The organism is Actinacidiphila epipremni (assembly GCF_012034175.1).
Taxonomy (GTDB): Bacteria; Actinomycetota; Actinomycetes; order Streptomycetales; family Streptomycetaceae; genus Actinacidiphila; species Actinacidiphila epipremni.
The window spans coordinates 59,864-75,565 of the sequence record NZ_JAATEJ010000031.1 but is presented as its reverse complement, the minus strand read 5'-3'; the positions used below and the strand labels follow the sequence as shown (position 1 = coordinate 75,565).

Genomic DNA, 15,702 nt, shown 5'->3' with positions numbered 1-15,702 from the left:
ACGGTTCCTGGAGGAAAGACCCCGCGCCCGCCGCGGCGTCGTCCGTGAGAACCGCAGAAATGAGGCCCCATGCCCGTCCACCGCCTGCCCGGCGTCGTCGTCACCGACCACGTCCTGCCCGTGCCCCTCGACCACGCCGTGCCCGACGGCGAGCACATCGAGGTCTATGCGCGGGAGGTGGTGGCGGCCGGCCGGGATGCCGGGCAACTGCCGTGGCTGCTCTTCCTCCAGGGCGGCCCCGGCAACCGCAGCCCGCGCCCGCTGGGCAGGGACGGCTGGCTCTCGCGTGCGCTGGAGGACTACCGCGTGCTGCTGCTCGACCAGCGCGGCACCGGCCGCTCCACTCCGGCGACCCGCCAGACGCTGCCGCTGCGCGGGGACGCGGCGGCCCAGGCGGACTACCTGCGGCACTTCCGCGCCGACTCCATCGTCCGCGACTGCGAGCTCTTCCGGCGGCGGCTGGTCGGCGACGACTCCCGGTGGAGCGTGCTCGGCCAGAGCTTCGGCGGCTTCTGCGCCGTCACCTACCTCTCCTTCGCCCCCGAGGGCCTGCGCGAGGTACTGATCACCGGCGGTCTCCCGGGCCTGCGGGCGTCCGCCGACGACGTCTACCGTGCGGCCTACCCGCGTATCCAGCACAAGAACGCCGCCCACTTCGCGCGCTACCCCGAGGACGCCGACCGGGTCCGCGACATCGCCCGCCACCTGCGCGACCGCCCGGCCGGGCTGCCCGACGGCGGACTGCTCACCCTGCCCGCCTTCCAGGCGCTCGGCCGGATGCTGGGCTTCGGCAGCGGCTCGCACGTCCTGCACTACCTGCTGGAGGACGCCTTCGTCGCCGGTCCCAGCGGGCCCGTCTTGTCCGACTCCTTCCTCTCGCAGGCGCAGGCCCACCTCTCCTTCGCCGGCGCGCCCCTCTACGCCCTGCTCCACGAGGCGAGTTACGGCCAGCGCTCGGTGTCCGAGGAGGGCACCCGGTGGGCGGCCGAGCGGATCAGGGGCGAATTCCCCGCCTTCGACGCCGACGCCGCCCTCGCGGGCGACGCGCCCGTCCTCTTCACCGGCGAGACCATCCATCCCTGGATGTTCGACACCGACCCGGCGCTTGCACCACTGCGCGAGACGGCCGAGCTGCTGGCGCAGCGCGAGCAGTGGCCGGACCTCTACGACCCGGCCAGGCTCGCGCACAACGGTGTGCCGGTCGCCGCCGCCGTCTACCACGACGACATGTTCGTCGACACCGTCGACTCGCTGGCCACTGCCCGGTCGATCCGGGGCCTGCGGACCTGGATCACCGACGAATACGAGCACGACGGTCTCCGGGTGAGCGACGGCCGGGTCCTCGACCGGCTGGTCCGGCTGGTCCGCGGCGAACTGTAGCCGCCTCGGTGATCCTCCGGCGGCGCCCGCCGCGCACCGAGCGCCGCACCACGTCCGGGTCAAGCCCCTGGCCGATGGCGTGCAGGAGCAGCAGCGCGAAGGAGTGGTGCGGTTCCAGCTCCAGTGCCAGGCCCAGCGCGACGCGTGCCTCCGCCTCGTCGCCCGAGCACCAGGCGACCCAGCCCGTCAGGGCGAGCAGCGCCGCCGCATGCTCGGCGTACGGTCCGGCGCAGCGCCTGGCCAGCGCCCGCCAGAGCCGGATGGCCGAGGCGGCGGTGGCGGGGCCGGCCCACTCGACGACCCGGTCGCGGGCCGCCCGGTCCTGGAGCCCGAGGATCATCTCGGCGGCCTCCGCGTCGTCGAGGAGGCCGTCGTCGCGCCGGTCGGACCGCACCGGGTCGCCGATGGGCGGCGCCGCGGTGAACTTGTCCAGTGCCGCCCGGGCCAGCGCGACCGTCTCCTCGGCGACGGACGGGCTGTCCGCCCGGTCCAGCATGCGCGGGACGAGCTGCCTGCAGGCCCGGTCGAGCGCCGCCTTCAGCTCGGCGCCTTGGGGCCCAGCCGGCTTGAAGCGGTCCTCCAACTCCCGCAGGGTGGCCGGCATCGGGATACCGGCGTAGGCCGCCGCGGCGGCGATGGTGGACGCGCCGGGCTTGGCGAGCGGCACCCCCACGTCCGCGCCCCCGTCCCCCTCGTCCGGCCCCGGGCGGCAGTAGGACCACCAGCGACCGCCCGAGACGCACAGCGCCTCGACCACGGGGACGTCCAGCGCCCCGAAGGCCACGCGCAGTTCCTGGGCGAGCGGTCGCAGCCGCTCCATCACCTCGCGGGAGCGCTCGCCCGCACGCGGGTCCCGGCAGAGGAAGACGACCACGGACGCGGGCCGGCCCGCCCGCCGTACGCTCCCCTCGACCAGGCAGGCCGCGAGCCGCCTGGCTGCCTCCGGCCATTGGTCCAGCTCCTGCGGGCTCTCGGGGAGCGCGAGCCGTACTCTCCCGCCCAAGCGGCCCTCCTCGCCGTGCAGGGCGAGAAGGACGACGCTGTCCGTCGGGTGGTAGCCCATCAGGAACGGAACAGCGGCAGCCAGGTCCCCGGGCCCGTGCAGGACTACTTTCAGATCGTCGACCACCGGGGCCGGCGACGACGATGACTCTCCGTATGCGACTTCGTTGCTCTGTGTCATGAGTCGAGCTTGCCGTACCCGCACCACCCCGCACCAGATCGCCCGTTCGGCTGTGGAAAACCCAGCCCCGCACCGTCCGCAGCCGGCGTCGCGGTTGGCGCCCCACCCGTGCCGTCCTGTTGCATGGACGCCATGACGGACACCACCAGCGAGCTGCGCGCCGCCGCCGACCTCGTCCTCAGCCGCCTCGTCGGCGCCGAGCCGGGAGCCGCGCGGCTGCGCGAGGACCAGTGGCGCGCGGTCGAGGCCCTGGTCGCGCAGGCCCGCAGGACGCTGGTGGTGCAGCGCACCGGCTGGGGCAAGTCGGCGGTCTACTTCGTGGCCACCGCGCTGCTGCGCGAGCGCGGCGCAGGCCCGACCGTGATCGTCTCCCCGCTGCTCGCGCTCATGCGCAACCAGGTGGAGGCCGCCGCCCGCGCCGGGATCAGGGCGCGCACGATCAACTCCTCCAACATCGAGGAATGGAGCACCGTCGAGGACGAGGTGGCGGCCGGCGAGGTGGACGTGCTGCTCGTCAGCCCCGAGCGGCTCAACAACCCCGACTTCCGCGACCAGGTGCTGCCCAGGCTCGCGGCGACCACCGGCCTGCTGGTGGTGGACGAGGCGCACTGCATCTCCGACTGGGGCCACGACTTCCGCCCCGACTACCGGCGGCTGCGCACGATGCTGGCCGACCTCAGGCCCGGCGTCCCGGTGCTGGCGACCACCGCGACCGCGAACGCCCGGGTGACGGCGGACGTCGCCGAGCAACTCGGCACCGGCGCCGCGGACTCGGGTCACGAGGCGCGACGGGCGGCAGAGCAGCAGGGGCAGGAAGGGCAGGAGGGGAAGCAGGAAAAACAGCAGGACGGGCGCCAGGAAGAAGGCCCCGCGGGCACACTCGTGCTGCGCGGCCCGCTGGAGCGCGAGAGCCTGTCCCTCGGCGTGCTGCGGCTGCCGGACGCCGCGCACCGCCTGGCCTGGCTCGCCGACCACCTCGGCACCCTCCCCGGCTCGGGGATCATCTACACCCTGACCGTCTCCGCGGCGGACGAGATCACCGCCTTCCTCCGGCAGCGCGGCTACCCCGTCGCCGCCTACTCCGGCCGCACCGAGAACGCCGAACGGCAGGAGGCCGAGGCGGACCTGCTCGCCAACCGGGTCAAGGCGCTGGTCGCGACGTCCGCGCTCGGCATGGGCTTCGACAAGCCGGACCTCGGCTTCGTCGTGCACGTCGGGTCGCCGTCGTCGCCGATCGCCTACTACCAGCAGGTCGGCCGGGCCGGCCGCGGCGTGGACCACGCCGAGGTGCTGCTGCTCCCCGGCCGCGAGGACGAGGCGATCTGGCGCTACTTCGCCTCGCTGGCCTTCCCGCCGGAGGAGCAGGTCCGCCGCACCCTGGCCGTACTGGAGGAGGCGGACCGGCCGCTGTCGCTGCCCGCGCTGGAGAGCCGGGTGGATCTGCGCCGCTCCCGGCTGGAGATCATGCTCAAGGTGCTGGACGTGGACGGCGCCGTACGCCGGGTGCGCGGCGGATGGACAGCGACCGGCCGGCCCTGGGCGTACGACACGGAGCGCTACGCCTGGGTGGCGCGTCAACGGGCGGCCGAGCAGCAGGCGATGCGCGACTACGCGACGACGACCGGCTGCCGTATGGAGTTCCTGCGCCGGCAGCTGGACGACGAGCAGGCCGCGCCGTGCGGGCGGTGCGACAACTGCGCGGGCGCGCGTTTCCCGGTGGAGGTCTCCGCGCGGTCCCTGGACCTGGCGCGCCAGGCGCTGGGCCGGCCCGGGGTGGAGCTGGAGCCGCGCAAGATGTGGCCGACCGGCCTCGACGCGGTGGGCGTCGCCCTCAAGGGCCGTATCGCGGCGGGCGATCAGGCGGCCGTGGGGCGTGCGCTGGGCCGGCTGTCGGACATCGGCTGGGGCAACCGCCTGCGCCCGCTGTTCACGGACGGCGCCGCCGACCGGCCCGTACCGAAGGACGCGGTGGACGCCGTGGTGCAGGTGTTGTCGGACTGGGCGCGCGGTCCCGGCGGCTGGGCCAGTGGTGAATCCGGCGCCCCCGCGCGCCCCGCGGGTGTCGTCACGGTCGCCTCGCGCCGCCACGATGTGCTGGTCGGCTCCCTCGGCTCGGCGATTGCCGAGGTCGGACGGCTGCCGCTGCTCGGGAGGGTGGAATACGCTGGCGGCGCCGACCCCGGTGCGATCGCCCGCAGCAACAGTGCCCAGCGCGTACGGGCACTGCACGCAGCGTTCGTCCTTCCTCCGGAGTTGGTTGAAGCTGTGAAGGCGGCCGGCGGTCCGGTGCTGCTCGTCGACGATTACGCCGACACCGGATGGACACTCGCCGTCACCGCGCGCCTGCTGCGCCAGGCCGGCGCCCCCGCGGTGTTTCCGCTGGTCCTGGCCGTCCAGGGGTGAAAGACCCGCAGGCCGCGGGCGGTGCGGAATCTATCCGGCGGACGGGCTCATTCCGGTCGGGGGCGGCAATTGCCCGTTGCCGCAGGACACTACGCGGGGAAGAATTGGACGCGGATCCCCGAACGGCTCTCCGAGCCCTCTGACCGGCGCACGCCCGCGGCCGGTCCTACGGGTGTATCCGCGAAGGGAGGACCGTGACCATCGGGTTCGTTCCGGAGACGTCCTCCGCCGCCGTGTCCCTCATCACCCGCACGCTGGAGCCGGCCGAGTGGGCCGACATGGGCGTACCGCTGCTGGCGAGCCCCCGCGAGGTCGTCAAGGACCTGTACGCCCGGCACCTCCCGGCCCCCACCACCGCGGTCGTCGCGGCGTACGACCCGGACGGGCGGATCCGCGCGAGCGCCTCCTTCGCCTTCCGTACCGGCGTCGTGGACGGGTGGGAGCGCCGCAACGCCCTGCTGTCCCACCTGCGCCGGGTCATCCCGCACGACCTGCGGCTGCGCAAGCCGGTCCGCACCGCCGTGCTGATGGTGTGCCGTGACGGCATCCCCGGCTGGACCGCGGAGGACGGCGCCTGGATGTGGGGCCTGCGGGACGCCTGCACGCTGCACGGCCTGCGCTGCGGCTCGTACGTGACGCTCACCGGTGACGGCTGGCACGTCATCGGCGAGAACCGCGCGGGGCGTACGCCGAACGCCGCCTCGTGGTCGCACGACCGCGCCGGCACACCCGCGGTGCAGGCGCCCGGCGCCACGCCCGCGTTGCGCCGGGCGTCGGTGCGCTGAGCGGCCCCGGGCGGCGGATCCGCCCGGAGACGCTCAGGCGCTGGCGCCGAGAAGGCTGTTGATACGGGCGGGGTCCCCGCACACGATGAGCAGGACGCCGGCCCGGGCGAGCGCCCCGGCCAGTGCCTGCGGCAGCGTCTTGTCGTCGCCGCCGTTGAGCGCCACGACGACGACGGGTCGGCCGCCGGCGCGCGAGGCGGAGATGTCGGCGTAGAAGACGTCGTCGGCCGCGTCGTGCTGGGCCCAGTACGAGGCTTCGCCGAAGCTCAGTTCGTGCACGGCCCACGGGTGCTGCTCGCCGGTGGTGAGCACCAGGACCTCGCCCGGGGCGCGGCCGGTGTCGAGCAGCAGGTCGACGGTCTCCTCGGCGGCGTCGAGTGCGCCGTCGACGGGAGCGGGGATGAGCTGGATCTGGGCGGAACCGGAGGCGTTGCGGCGCTGTTCGGGCACGGCCGGGGCGGCCGGAGCGGCAGCACCGGGGGCGGACTGGTTCGCAGCCGCGGGACCGGTGGCGCCGAGTTGGCCGGCACCGGCGCCGCCGGCAGCGGAGCCGACGGCGGCGACTGCCCTGGGCGGCCCGGGCCGCGGCGCGGCGGGCCGGGGCGGGCGCGGGACAGGACGGGGGGTCGACGCACTCCGGCCGCTGGTCGGAGCAGTGCGGGGACCCGGGACACTCTCGTGAATCTGAGGCTCCTCGGGGGTGAGAGGCATGACTTGATGTCTATCAAACGCGCATCGAATGCGCAGCGGGGGGTGGGGCCCGGATCAGAAATCGAAACCGAGTTGTTCCCCTGCGTCGTCCGCTGTGTCGTCCGGGGTGCGGACCTTCTTCAGATGCTGCCAGCGCGGCAGGGAGTCCAGGTAGGCCCACGACAGCCGGTGCAGCGGCGTCGGTCCGTGCTCCTCCAGCGCCAGGCGGTGCACGGGCGAGGGATATCCGGCGTTCTCCCCGAAGGCGAACGGCGCGTACTGCGTGCCGAGTTCGGCCATCCGCGCGTCCCGGTGCACCTTGGCGATGACCGAGGCGGCGGCGACGGCGACGCACGACTGGTCGCCCTTGATGACGGTACGCACGTGCCACGAGCCGCCGCCGGCGAGGTAGTTGTGCTTGCCGTCGAGGATGACGGCGTCGGGGGCCTCGGGCAGTCCGTCGACGGCACGCAGCGCGGCGAGCCGCAGAGCGGCGGTCATCCCCAGGTCGTCGATCTCCTCGGGCGAGGCGTGGCCGAGCGCGTAGGACGTCACCCAGCCGGTGAGCACGGACGCCAACTGCGTGCGGCGGGCCGGGGGGATCAGCTTGGAGTCGGTGAGGCCGTCCGGCGGGCGGCGCAGTCCAGTGACGGCCGCGCAGACGGTGACGGGTCCGGCCCACGCCCCGCGGCCCACCTCGTCGATGCCTGCGACGGTCCGCACGCCGAGCGTGGCGCGCATCGACCGCTCGACGCTGTGGGTGGGTGGTGGGAAGACCATGGCGGGGACCAGCCTACCCGCCGCCTGCGGGCGGCCTCCACGGGGTGATCAGGACACCGTGGCCCAGTCGGGCAGTGCTTCGGTCCGCGCGGTCCAGGTCGCCGGGGGCTCGCCGCCGGGGCGGGCGGCGACGATGCCGCCGACGATGGAGCAGGTGGTGTCGATGTCGCCGCCGGCCTTGGCGGTGGTCCAGAACGCCTGCCGGTAGTCGCCGAGATGGCGGGCGGCCGACCACAGGGCGAAGGGGACGGTGTCGTGGGCGCTGGTGCGCCGCCCGCAGCCGAGGACGGCGGCGACGGTGGCGACGTCGGCGTAGTCGAGCATGTCGGCGGCCCTGCGGATGCCGGCCTGTACGGCGCTGCGCGGGACGAGCTCCACGACGGCGGCGAGCAGCGCGGCGGGGTCCTGCGGGCCCGCCAGGTCGGCGGCCAGTGCCGCGGCTGCCGCCACCGCCATCGCGCCGGCCACGGCCTCGCGGTGCTGGTGGGTGGTGTACGCCGAGATCTCCGCCTGGTGGGTGGCCTGGACCGGGTCGCCGGCGTACCAGGCTCCCAGCGGGGCGACGCGCATCGCGGCGCCGTTGCCCCATGAGCCCTGCCCGTTGAACAGGCCCGCCGCCAGTTCGCGCCAGTCGGCCCCTTCCTGCCGGATCAGCCGCAGCATGCGGTTGACGGCCGGGCCGTAGCCGCGGTCGAAGTCGTGGTGCTCGGCGAAGGACAGGGCGAGCGCGTCCTGGTCGATACGTCCGTGGGCGGCGAGGACGGCGACGATCGAGCAGGCCATCTCGGTGTCGTCGGTCCACTGCCAACTGCCGGGCGGCAGTTCGCCGTTCTGCAGGGCGGGGTAGTGGGCCGGGACGAAGAACTGCGAGCCCAGGGCGTCGCCCACGGACAGGCCGCGCAGGCTGCTGAGGGCACGGGAGAGGGGGGCGGAAGGGGAGGTGAGAGGCGTCATGACGTCGGAAACTCTGACATCGTGCCTGTTCCGGGTCAATCTCCTTGTGCCGAAACTCACCCGTGACTCGCCCACGACTCACCCGCGGCGCGCTTTCCCTCCCGTCCGCTCAGGCGTAGCCGCCGCCGGGCGGCCCCGGTGTGCGCCACCGGTCGAACGGCCGGTCGAGCACATAGCGGCCGGTCGACTGCAGGAGCAGCATGCGCGTCTCGGCGTTGTCCGGGTTGGACAGCGCCTCGAACTCCTCGACAGTCCAGTGGAACCAGCGCATGCAGAACAGCCGCATGGTCAGCCCATGGGTGACCATCAGCACATTGGGCGGGAAGTCGTCCTTGTCGAAGGCGCGGTAGAGCGTTTCCAGGAAGGTGCCGACCCGGTCGTAGACGTCCGCGCCGCTCTCCCCCATCGCGAAGCGGTAGAAGAAGTGGCCGTAGGCGTCGCGTGCCTTGCGCTGGCGCTGGATGTCCTCGATGTCCTGCCAGTTCCCCCAGTCCTGCTCCCGCAGCCGCGGCTCCTCGCTGGCCCGGGTGAGCCGCGGGTCCAGGCCCAGGGCGCGGTAGGTGTGCCAGGTGCGGCGGTAGGGGGAGACGAACGCCTGGACGCGCTCGTCTCCGAACACCTCGCGCAGCCGGGCTCCGGCCTCGGTGGCCTGGCGCAGACCCTTCGCGGTGAGTTCCAGGGCGTGGTCCGGCACCCGCTCGTAGATGGTGTCGTCGTGGTTGCCCTGGGACTCACCGTGCCGGATGAGCACGATACGGCGAGGACGTCCCATGCCGTTCACCCTATGGTGCGACCGGGCCCGCGGCTCGGCGGGGCCGCCGGCCCGATCGCCGGCGGGTCAGCGCCCGGTGCCCGCGGGCCCCGCCGTCAGTTCCTCCGACAGGCGCCTGAGCTGCTCGCGGGCGCCGGCGTCGTACGCCTGCCGGTCGGCGCGGGCCTGGCTCGTGCCGTTGAAGTAGCGCCCGCTGCCGGAGCCGGCGGCGTTGATGAGCCGCAGGGTGGCCGCCCCGCCCTCCTCGACCGTGCTCCAGGGGCTTATGCCGCTCTCCCGGACCATGGTGGTGTCCATGAACGTCGCCGGATGCAGCGCGTCCACCGTCACGCCCGTCCCGCTGAGCTCCTGCGCGAGGTCGAAGGTGAACATGATCTGGGCGAGCTTGCTCTGCGCGTACGCCCGCATCGGGTCGTAGCCCTTCTCCAGCATCGGGTCGGCGAAGTCGATGGCCTGCTGCCCCGCGGAGGCGACGTTGACGACACGGGCCGGTGCGGACGCCGTGAGCAGCGGCAGCAGCCGGCGGGTCAGCCGGTATCCCGCCAGGTAGTTCACGGCGAACCGGCGCTCGATGCCGTACGCGTCGACCTGCCGGGCGCCGCCGGGTGAGGCGCCGATCCCGGCGTTGTTGACCAGGACGTCCAGCCGCTCGGTACGGGCGAGGACCTCGTCGGCGAGCCGGTCGACCTCGGGCAGCCGTGACAGGTCGGCGAGCAGCACCTCGGCGCGGTCCTCGCCGGTGGCCTCCCGGACGGCGTCCCGCACCTGCGCGGCCCGCTCGGCGTCCCGGCCGTGGACCAGGACCCGGTCGCCCGCCTCGGCGAGGCGCTGGGCCAGCCAGCGGCCCATGCCGTCGGTGGAGCCGGTGATCAGGACGGTCCGCCGCCCGGGCGCGGTCACAGCGCCGCCGGCCGCAGCCGCGACCCGCCGTCGACGGAGAGCACCACACCGGTGGTGAACGTCGCCCCGATGAGGTAGCCGATCGCTCCGGCGATGTCCTCCGGACGCCCCACCCGGCCGGCGGGTGCGGAGCGCGCGTAGTCCTCGAAGGTGCGGCGGCGCGTCTCGTCGTCCATCCAGTCCCACCAGGGGGTCTCGATGATGCCGGGCGAGACCGCGTTGACCCTTGTCGGGGCCAGTTCGACGGCGAGCACCGGGACCATGGCCTCGACCGCCGCGTTGACCGCGGCCAGGCCGGCGGTCCCGGGCCGGGCGGCGCCGGAGGAGCCGGCGGTCACGAAGGTGATCGAGCCGCCGGGGCACAGCGCCTTCAGGGCCGCCTGCGCCGCGATCGTCTGGGCCACGAGCTTGCCCTCCGCCGCCGCCCGCAGGTCGGCTATCGGCAGCGCGCCGAACGGGCCGGCCGCCGTGCTGCCGGTGACGGCGACCACCACATGGTCGATCTCGCCGAGCCCCTCGAAGAATTCGTGGGTCGCCGCCTCGTCCAGCGCGTCGAGCGCCGCGCCCGTCGCGCCCTCGCCGAGCCGGGCCAGCGCGGCGTCGAGCCGGGCCTTGTCGCGGCCGGTGACGACCACCCGGCGGCCGGCCCGCAGCTGCTCCTCGGCCGTCGCCAGGCCGATTCCGGACGTGCCACCGATGACGACGACACACTGTGTCGGTTCGGGCATTGCGCGCTCCCCATTTACGAGACATCCTGACTCGTTAACAACGATATGCGAGACACCATGCCTTGTAAAGTGAGTTCATGGACGAGACACCCGTACGGGGCAGGCCCCGCAGCGAGACGGCCAGACGCGCGGTGCTCGACGCGGCGCTGGAGCTCTGCCGGAGCAGCGGCTACCAGGCGCTGACGATGAAGGGCATCGCGGAGAAGGCGGGCGTCGGACGCCAGACCGTCTACCGGTGGTGGCCGGCCAAGCAGGACGTGCTGATCGACGCCCTGCGCGACCTCGCGCTGCTCAGGGCGGAACAGCTGAACCCGGAGACCGGCGACACGCTGAGCGACGTGCGCATGCTGCTGGACGCGACCTTCTCCCTGACCACCGCGCTCACCGGCAACGCGCTGGTCGGGCTGATGGCCGAGGCGCAGCACGACCCGGAGCTCTCCCGGCGGCTCCAGGGCACCGTCATCGGCCCGCGCCGCCAGGCGCTGCGCGACCTGCTGGCCCGAGGCGTCGCCGGCGGCGAGCTCTCGGACGCCGCGATGTCCCTCGACCTCGCCGTCGACTTCGCCTTCGGGACGATGTGGTACCGCCTGATCAGCCACCACGCCCCGGTGGACTCCGAGCTCGCCGGGCAGATCACCGCGGCCCTGGCCGAGCTGCTGCGCCCGGACGCCGCCCGCGGGCCCGTACCGCCGCCGGCGGACTGATCACGGCGCGGCCCCGGAGCACCACCGCACCCGGCAGGACGCCGGTCCGACGTGCCTGACGGCTCTGACGAGTCCGACGGCTCTGACGAGTCGGACGGTCAGGTGCTCAGACGGTCCACCCCGGCACGACGTCGACGATGTCGCCCGCGACCGACAGCACATCGGCGTCCAGGTCGGCCCGCTCCGAAAGCCGCGTCACCGCCCCTTCGCGGTACTTGCCGTGCTCGGTGGCCGAATCCCACGCCGAGAGCACCAGGAAGTCGCTGTCCGACCCCTCGGCGAACAGCCCGCGCAGCATGCCGGGAGACCCGGCCATCGCGGGGTTCCAGACCCGCTCCTGCATCTGCGTGAAGTGGTCGACCCGCTCCGGGCGCACCTTGCACAGCGCCACCCGCAGCAGGTCCGCGTCCGTGAAGCGCGGCTCGAACCCCACCTTGACGTCCAGCCGGTGGGTGAACGTCCGCGCGGCCAGCATCTCGTAGGTGCCGGCCTGCGCCGCCGCCAGCTCCGCGTGCGGCCCTGCCATGAAGGCGTCGTAGGACTGCTGCCCGTCCCAGAAGCCGAACAGATGGGCCACGCCGGGCTGTGAACGGCTCCAGCCCCCCGCCTGGCCGTGGAAGCCCGGCCGTTCCCTGAGCGCCACCCAGGTGCGCTGACCCCGGTCGAAACCGTCACGGTCGAGGACGCCGCAGCGTATCCACTTCACCAACACCGCGCCATCGTAGTGGTGCGGCGGCCGTCGGTTTCGCCGCTCGGCCGCAACCTTCCGGGCATGCGCGAGGGCGGGGAGCCCGTCACGCTCCCCGCCCTCGTCCGTCACGCACCGCTCAGCGGATCAGCGGGCGCCGTCCGCCTCCCGGCGACGACCGGTCAGCTGCAGCCGCTGGTCGAGCCGCACCCCTCGCACAGGTAGCAGCTGCCCGCGCGGCGCATCTTCGTACCGCAGGAGAAGCACAGCGGGGCGTCGGCGTTGAGGCCGAGCTGGATCTCCAGCAGCTCCGTGGAGTTGTGCGCCTCCTTCGGGGCCGGTGCCTGCGCGGCCGGCTTGGCCACCGTCAGCGGCGTGCGCGGCTCGACCTGGCGCGGCGCGGACTGGGCGAGGCCCTCCACGTCCACGTCGTCCTCGCCGGCCTCGTACGAGCCGGTGTCCAGGTGCCGCTGCCGCTCGGAGGCGGAGTGGATACCGAGGGCGGAGCGGGTCTCGAACGGCAGGAAGTCCAGCGCGAGTCGGCGGAAGATGTAATCGACGATCGACTGCGCCATCCGCACGTCCGGGTCGTCGGTCAGGCCCGCCGGCTCGAAGCGCATGTTGGTGAACTTCGAGACGTACGTCTCCAGCGGCACGCCGTACTGCATGCCGACGGACACCGCGATGGAGAAGGCGTCCATCATGCCCGCCAGGGTGGAGCCCTGCTTGGACATCTTCAGGAAGACCTCGCCCAGACCGTCGTCGGGGTACGAATTCGCCGTCATGTAGCCCTCGGCGCCGCCGACGGTGAAGGACGTGGTGATGCCGGGGCGGCCCTTGGGCAGCCGCTTGCGCACCGGGCGGTACTCCACGACCTTCTCCGCCGCCGCGGGGGCGGGCGCGGCCTGCTCCGACGCGACCTCGTCCTTCTTGTCGTCCTTCTTCTTCGCCGAGAGCGGCTGGCCGACCTTGCAGTTGTCGCGGTAGATCGCCAGCGCCTTCAGGCCGAGCTTCCAGCCCTGGTGGTAGACCTCCTCGACCTCCTCGACCGTGGCCGACTCCGGCAGGTTGACCGTCTTGGAGATCGCCCCGGACAGGAACGGCTGGGCCGCGGCCATCATGCGCACATGGCCCATCGCCGAGATCGCCCGCTCGCCCATGGCGCAGTCGAAGACCTCGTAGTGCTCGTGCTTCAGCCCGGGCGCGTCGACGACGTTGCCGTGCTCGGCGATGTGGGCGACGATCGCCTCGACCTGCTCGGGCTGGTAGCCGAGCCGGCGCAGCGCGGTGGGCACGGTGTTGTTCACGATCTGCATCGACCCGCCGCCGACCAGCTTCTTGAACTTCACCAGGGCCAGGTCCGGCTCGACACCCGTGGTGTCGCAGTCCATCATCAGGCCGATCGTGCCGGTCGGCGCGAGCACCGATGCCTGCGCGTTGCGGAAGCCGTGCTTGTCGCCGAGCCGCAGCACGTCCTGCCACGCCTCGGTCGCCGCGGCCCACACCGGGGTGTCGAGGTCGTCCATCCGGCGGGCGGCGCCATTGGCGTCGGAGTGCTGCTTCATGACGCGGTTGTGGGCGTCGGCGTTGCGGGCGTATCCGTCGTACGGGCCGACGACCGCGGCCAGTTCGGCGGAGCGCTTGTAGGACGTGCCGGTCATCAGTGAGGTGATGGCCCCGGCGAGCGCGCGCCCGCCGTCGGAGTCGTACGCGTGGCCGGTCGCCATGAGCAGGGCGCCGAGGTTGGCGTAGCCGATGCCGAGCTGGCGGAAGGCGCGGGTGGTCTCGCCGATCTTCTCGGTCGGGAAGTCGGCGAAGCAGATGGAGATGTCCATCGCCGTGATAACCAGCTCGACGACCTTCGCGAAGCGCTCGACGTCGAAGGACTGGGTGCCCTTGCCGTCGTCACGAAGGAACTTGAGCAGGTTCAGCGAGGCCAGGTTGCAGCTGGAGTTGTCCAGGTGCATGTACTCGCTGCACGGGTTGGAGGCGGTGATCCGGCCGGTCTCCGGCGAGGTGTGCCAGTGGTTGATGGTGTCGTCGTACTGGATGCCGGGGTCGGCGCACGCCCACGCGGCCTCGGCGAGCTTGCGGAACAGCGCCCGCGCGTCGACCTCCTCGATGACCTCGCCGGTCATGCGGGCGCGCAGCCCGAAGGAGGACCCGGACTCGTACGCCTTCATGAACTCGTCGTTGACGCGCACGGAGTTGTTGGCGTTCTGGTACTGGACGGAGGTGATGTCGTCGCCGCCCAGGTCCATGTCGAAGCCCGCGTCGCGCAGGGCGCGGATCTTCTCCTCCTCCTTGACCTTCGTCTCGATGAAGGCCTCGACGTCCGGGTGGTCGACGTCCAGGACGACCATCTTGGCGGCGCGGCGGGTGGCACCGCCCGACTTGATGGTCCCGGCCGACGCGTCGGCGCCGCGCATGAAGGACACCGGGCCCGAGGCGTTGCCGCCGGAGGAGAGCAGTTCCTTGGAGGAGCGGATACGGGACAGGTTCAGGCCGGCTCCGGAGCCGCCCTTGAAGATCATGCCCTCTTCCTTGTACCAGTCGAGGATCGACTCCATGGAGTCGTCGACGGACAGGATGAAGCACGCGGAGACCTGCTGCGGCTGCGCGGTGCCGACGTTGAACCACACCGGCGAGTTGAAGCTGAAGACCTGGTGCAGCAGGGCGTAGGTCAGCTCGTGCTCGAAGACGTCCGCCTCGTCGGGGGAAGCGAAATAGCCGTGCTTCTCGCCGGCCTGGCGGTAGGTGAGCACGACCCGGTCGATGAGCTGCTTCAGGCTCTTCTCGCGCTGCGGGCTGCCGACCGCGCCGCGGAAGTACTTGCTGGTGACGATGTTGACCGCGTTCACCGACCAGAAGTCGGGGAACTCCACGCCGCGCTGCTCGAAGTTGATCGAGCCGTCGCGCCAGTTGGTCATGACGACGTCACGGTGCTCCCAGACCACCTCGTCGTACGGGTGAACGCCCGGCGTGGTGTGGATGCGCTCCACACGCAGACCCTTGGACGCCTTGGATCCCTTGGTGCGGGAACCGCGTGCCGGGCCGCTCGTCGTCTCTGTCATTCCGCCTCCCTATACGGGCGAAAACGCCCTGATGTGCGCGGTTCTTCCCGCAGCACGGTGTTGTCCATGGCCTCGGCGCGTGGCGCTCCGGCAACAAGATGTGTGTCCTGCGCGCCGCTGCTCAGTCGGCGGCGGATGCGGGCGCGGGGACGCCGAGGTCCTCGTCGAGTCCGCCAGGAGTGGTGGGTGGCAGCTGCTCGCGCAGCTCCCTGATGGCCGTCTCGAAGTCCTCCAGCGAATCGAACGCGCGATACACCGAGGCGAACCGCAGATACGCGACGACGTCGAGGTCCTGGAGCGGGCCGAGTATGGCCAGTCCCACGTCGTGGGTCGACAGCTCCGCGCTGCCGGTGGCCCTGACCGCCTCCTCGACCCGCTGCCCGAGCTGGGCTAGCGCGTCCTCCGTGACGGGGCGGCCCTGGCATGCCTTGCGCACGCCGGCGATCACCTTGCTGCGACTGAAGGGTTCGGTGACGCCACTGCGTTTGATCACCATCAGTGACGCCGTCTCCACCGTGGTGAACCGGCGGCTGCAGTGTGGGCACTGCCGGCGCCTGCGGATCGAGGCGCCGTCGTCCGTGGTGCGGCTGTCGACGACACGGCTGTCGGAGTGCCGGCAGAAGGGGCAGTGCATCGTTCCTACTCCCTCCCTCGCTCCCTG

Annotated in this window: 14 protein-coding genes; 4 read left to right on the top strand and 10 right to left on the bottom strand. The window is 72.7% G+C overall.

Annotated elements, in window-relative coordinates:
* The first annotated feature begins 69 nt into the window (after positions 1 to 69).
* Complete coding sequence (locus HCN08_RS29815) at positions 70 to 1,380, top strand: alpha/beta fold hydrolase (RefSeq protein WP_167986405.1); 1,311 nt, start codon at positions 70 to 72, stop codon at positions 1,378 to 1,380.
* Here HCN08_RS29815 and HCN08_RS29810 read toward each other — a convergent pair.
* On the bottom strand, positions 1,292 to 2,509 hold the full coding sequence (locus HCN08_RS29810; protein ID WP_322974774.1) for a DUF4192 domain-containing protein: 1,218 nt from the start codon (positions 2,507 to 2,509) through the stop codon (positions 1,292 to 1,294). The two genes, HCN08_RS29815 and HCN08_RS29810, sit on opposite strands and share 89 nt — an antisense overlap.
* Before the next feature lie 177 nt (positions 2,510 to 2,686).
* On the opposite strand from HCN08_RS29810, the gene HCN08_RS29805 reads away from it, so the two are divergent.
* Positions 2,687 to 4,966: a RecQ family ATP-dependent DNA helicase gene (locus tag HCN08_RS29805; RefSeq protein WP_407648912.1), complete on the top strand. Its 2,280-nt coding sequence runs from the start codon at positions 2,687 to 2,689 to the stop codon at positions 4,964 to 4,966.
* A gap of 194 nt (positions 4,967 to 5,160) precedes the next feature.
* Entirely contained in the window at positions 5,161 to 5,751 is a 591-nt protein-coding gene (locus tag HCN08_RS29800; RefSeq protein WP_322974773.1) for a hypothetical protein, read from the top strand.
* A 33-nt stretch (positions 5,752 to 5,784) separates the two neighbouring features.
* Here the strand turns inward: HCN08_RS29800 and HCN08_RS29795 are convergent, their stop codons facing one another.
* From HCN08_RS29795 to HCN08_RS29770, 6 genes are all read right to left on the bottom strand, one after another.
* Positions 5,785 to 6,462, bottom strand: coding sequence for a hypothetical protein (locus HCN08_RS29795; RefSeq protein ID WP_167986403.1), 678 nt, complete (start codon positions 6,460 to 6,462; stop codon positions 5,785 to 5,787).
* A 54-nt stretch (positions 6,463 to 6,516) separates the two neighbouring features.
* The gene (locus HCN08_RS29790) at positions 6,517 to 7,221 is read right to left on the bottom strand and encodes a ribonuclease HII (RefSeq protein ID WP_167986402.1); all 705 of its coding nucleotides are present in this window, start codon (positions 7,219 to 7,221) and stop codon (positions 6,517 to 6,519) included.
* A 48-nt stretch (positions 7,222 to 7,269) separates the two neighbouring features.
* Positions 7,270 to 8,175, bottom strand: coding sequence for an ADP-ribosylglycohydrolase family protein (locus HCN08_RS29785; RefSeq protein WP_167986401.1), 906 nt, complete (start codon positions 8,173 to 8,175; stop codon positions 7,270 to 7,272).
* 109 nt (positions 8,176 to 8,284) lie between these two features.
* Complete coding sequence (locus HCN08_RS29780) at positions 8,285 to 8,947, bottom strand: histidine phosphatase family protein (RefSeq protein WP_167986400.1); 663 nt, start codon at positions 8,945 to 8,947, stop codon at positions 8,285 to 8,287.
* 66 nt (positions 8,948 to 9,013) lie between these two features.
* On the bottom strand, positions 9,014 to 9,847 hold the full coding sequence (locus tag HCN08_RS29775) for an SDR family NAD(P)-dependent oxidoreductase (protein ID WP_322974772.1): 834 nt from the start codon (positions 9,845 to 9,847) through the stop codon (positions 9,014 to 9,016).
* On the bottom strand, positions 9,844 to 10,575 hold the full coding sequence (locus HCN08_RS29770) for an SDR family oxidoreductase (protein ID WP_167986399.1): 732 nt from the start codon (positions 10,573 to 10,575) through the stop codon (positions 9,844 to 9,846). Before HCN08_RS29770 ends, HCN08_RS29775 begins: the two co-directional genes overlap by 4 nt.
* Positions 10,576 to 10,652: 77 nt before the next feature.
* On the opposite strand from HCN08_RS29770, the gene HCN08_RS29765 reads away from it, so the two are divergent.
* Positions 10,653 to 11,279 carry a TetR/AcrR family transcriptional regulator gene (locus tag HCN08_RS29765; protein WP_167986398.1) on the top strand — a complete coding sequence of 209 codons (627 nt, stop codon included), beginning with the start codon at positions 10,653 to 10,655 and terminating at the stop codon, positions 11,277 to 11,279.
* 106 nt (positions 11,280 to 11,385) lie between these two features.
* On the opposite strand, the gene HCN08_RS29760 is transcribed toward HCN08_RS29765, so the two are convergent.
* The 3 genes from HCN08_RS29760 to nrdR form a co-directional block, all read right to left on the bottom strand.
* Positions 11,386 to 11,991 (bottom strand): DUF4937 domain-containing protein, encoded by a 606-nt coding sequence (locus HCN08_RS29760; RefSeq protein ID WP_167986397.1) that lies wholly within the window; start codon positions 11,989 to 11,991, stop codon positions 11,386 to 11,388.
* A gap of 158 nt (positions 11,992 to 12,149) precedes the next feature.
* A complete protein-coding gene (locus tag HCN08_RS29755; protein WP_167986396.1) occupies positions 12,150 to 15,041 on the bottom strand; it encodes a vitamin B12-dependent ribonucleotide reductase in 2,892 nt (963 codons plus the stop codon).
* Positions 15,042 to 15,162: 121 nt separating this feature from the next.
* Complete coding sequence (gene nrdR, locus HCN08_RS29750; RefSeq protein WP_167986395.1) at positions 15,163 to 15,675, bottom strand: transcriptional regulator NrdR; 513 nt, start codon at positions 15,673 to 15,675, stop codon at positions 15,163 to 15,165.
* Between the last annotated feature and the right edge of the window lie 27 nt (positions 15,676 to 15,702).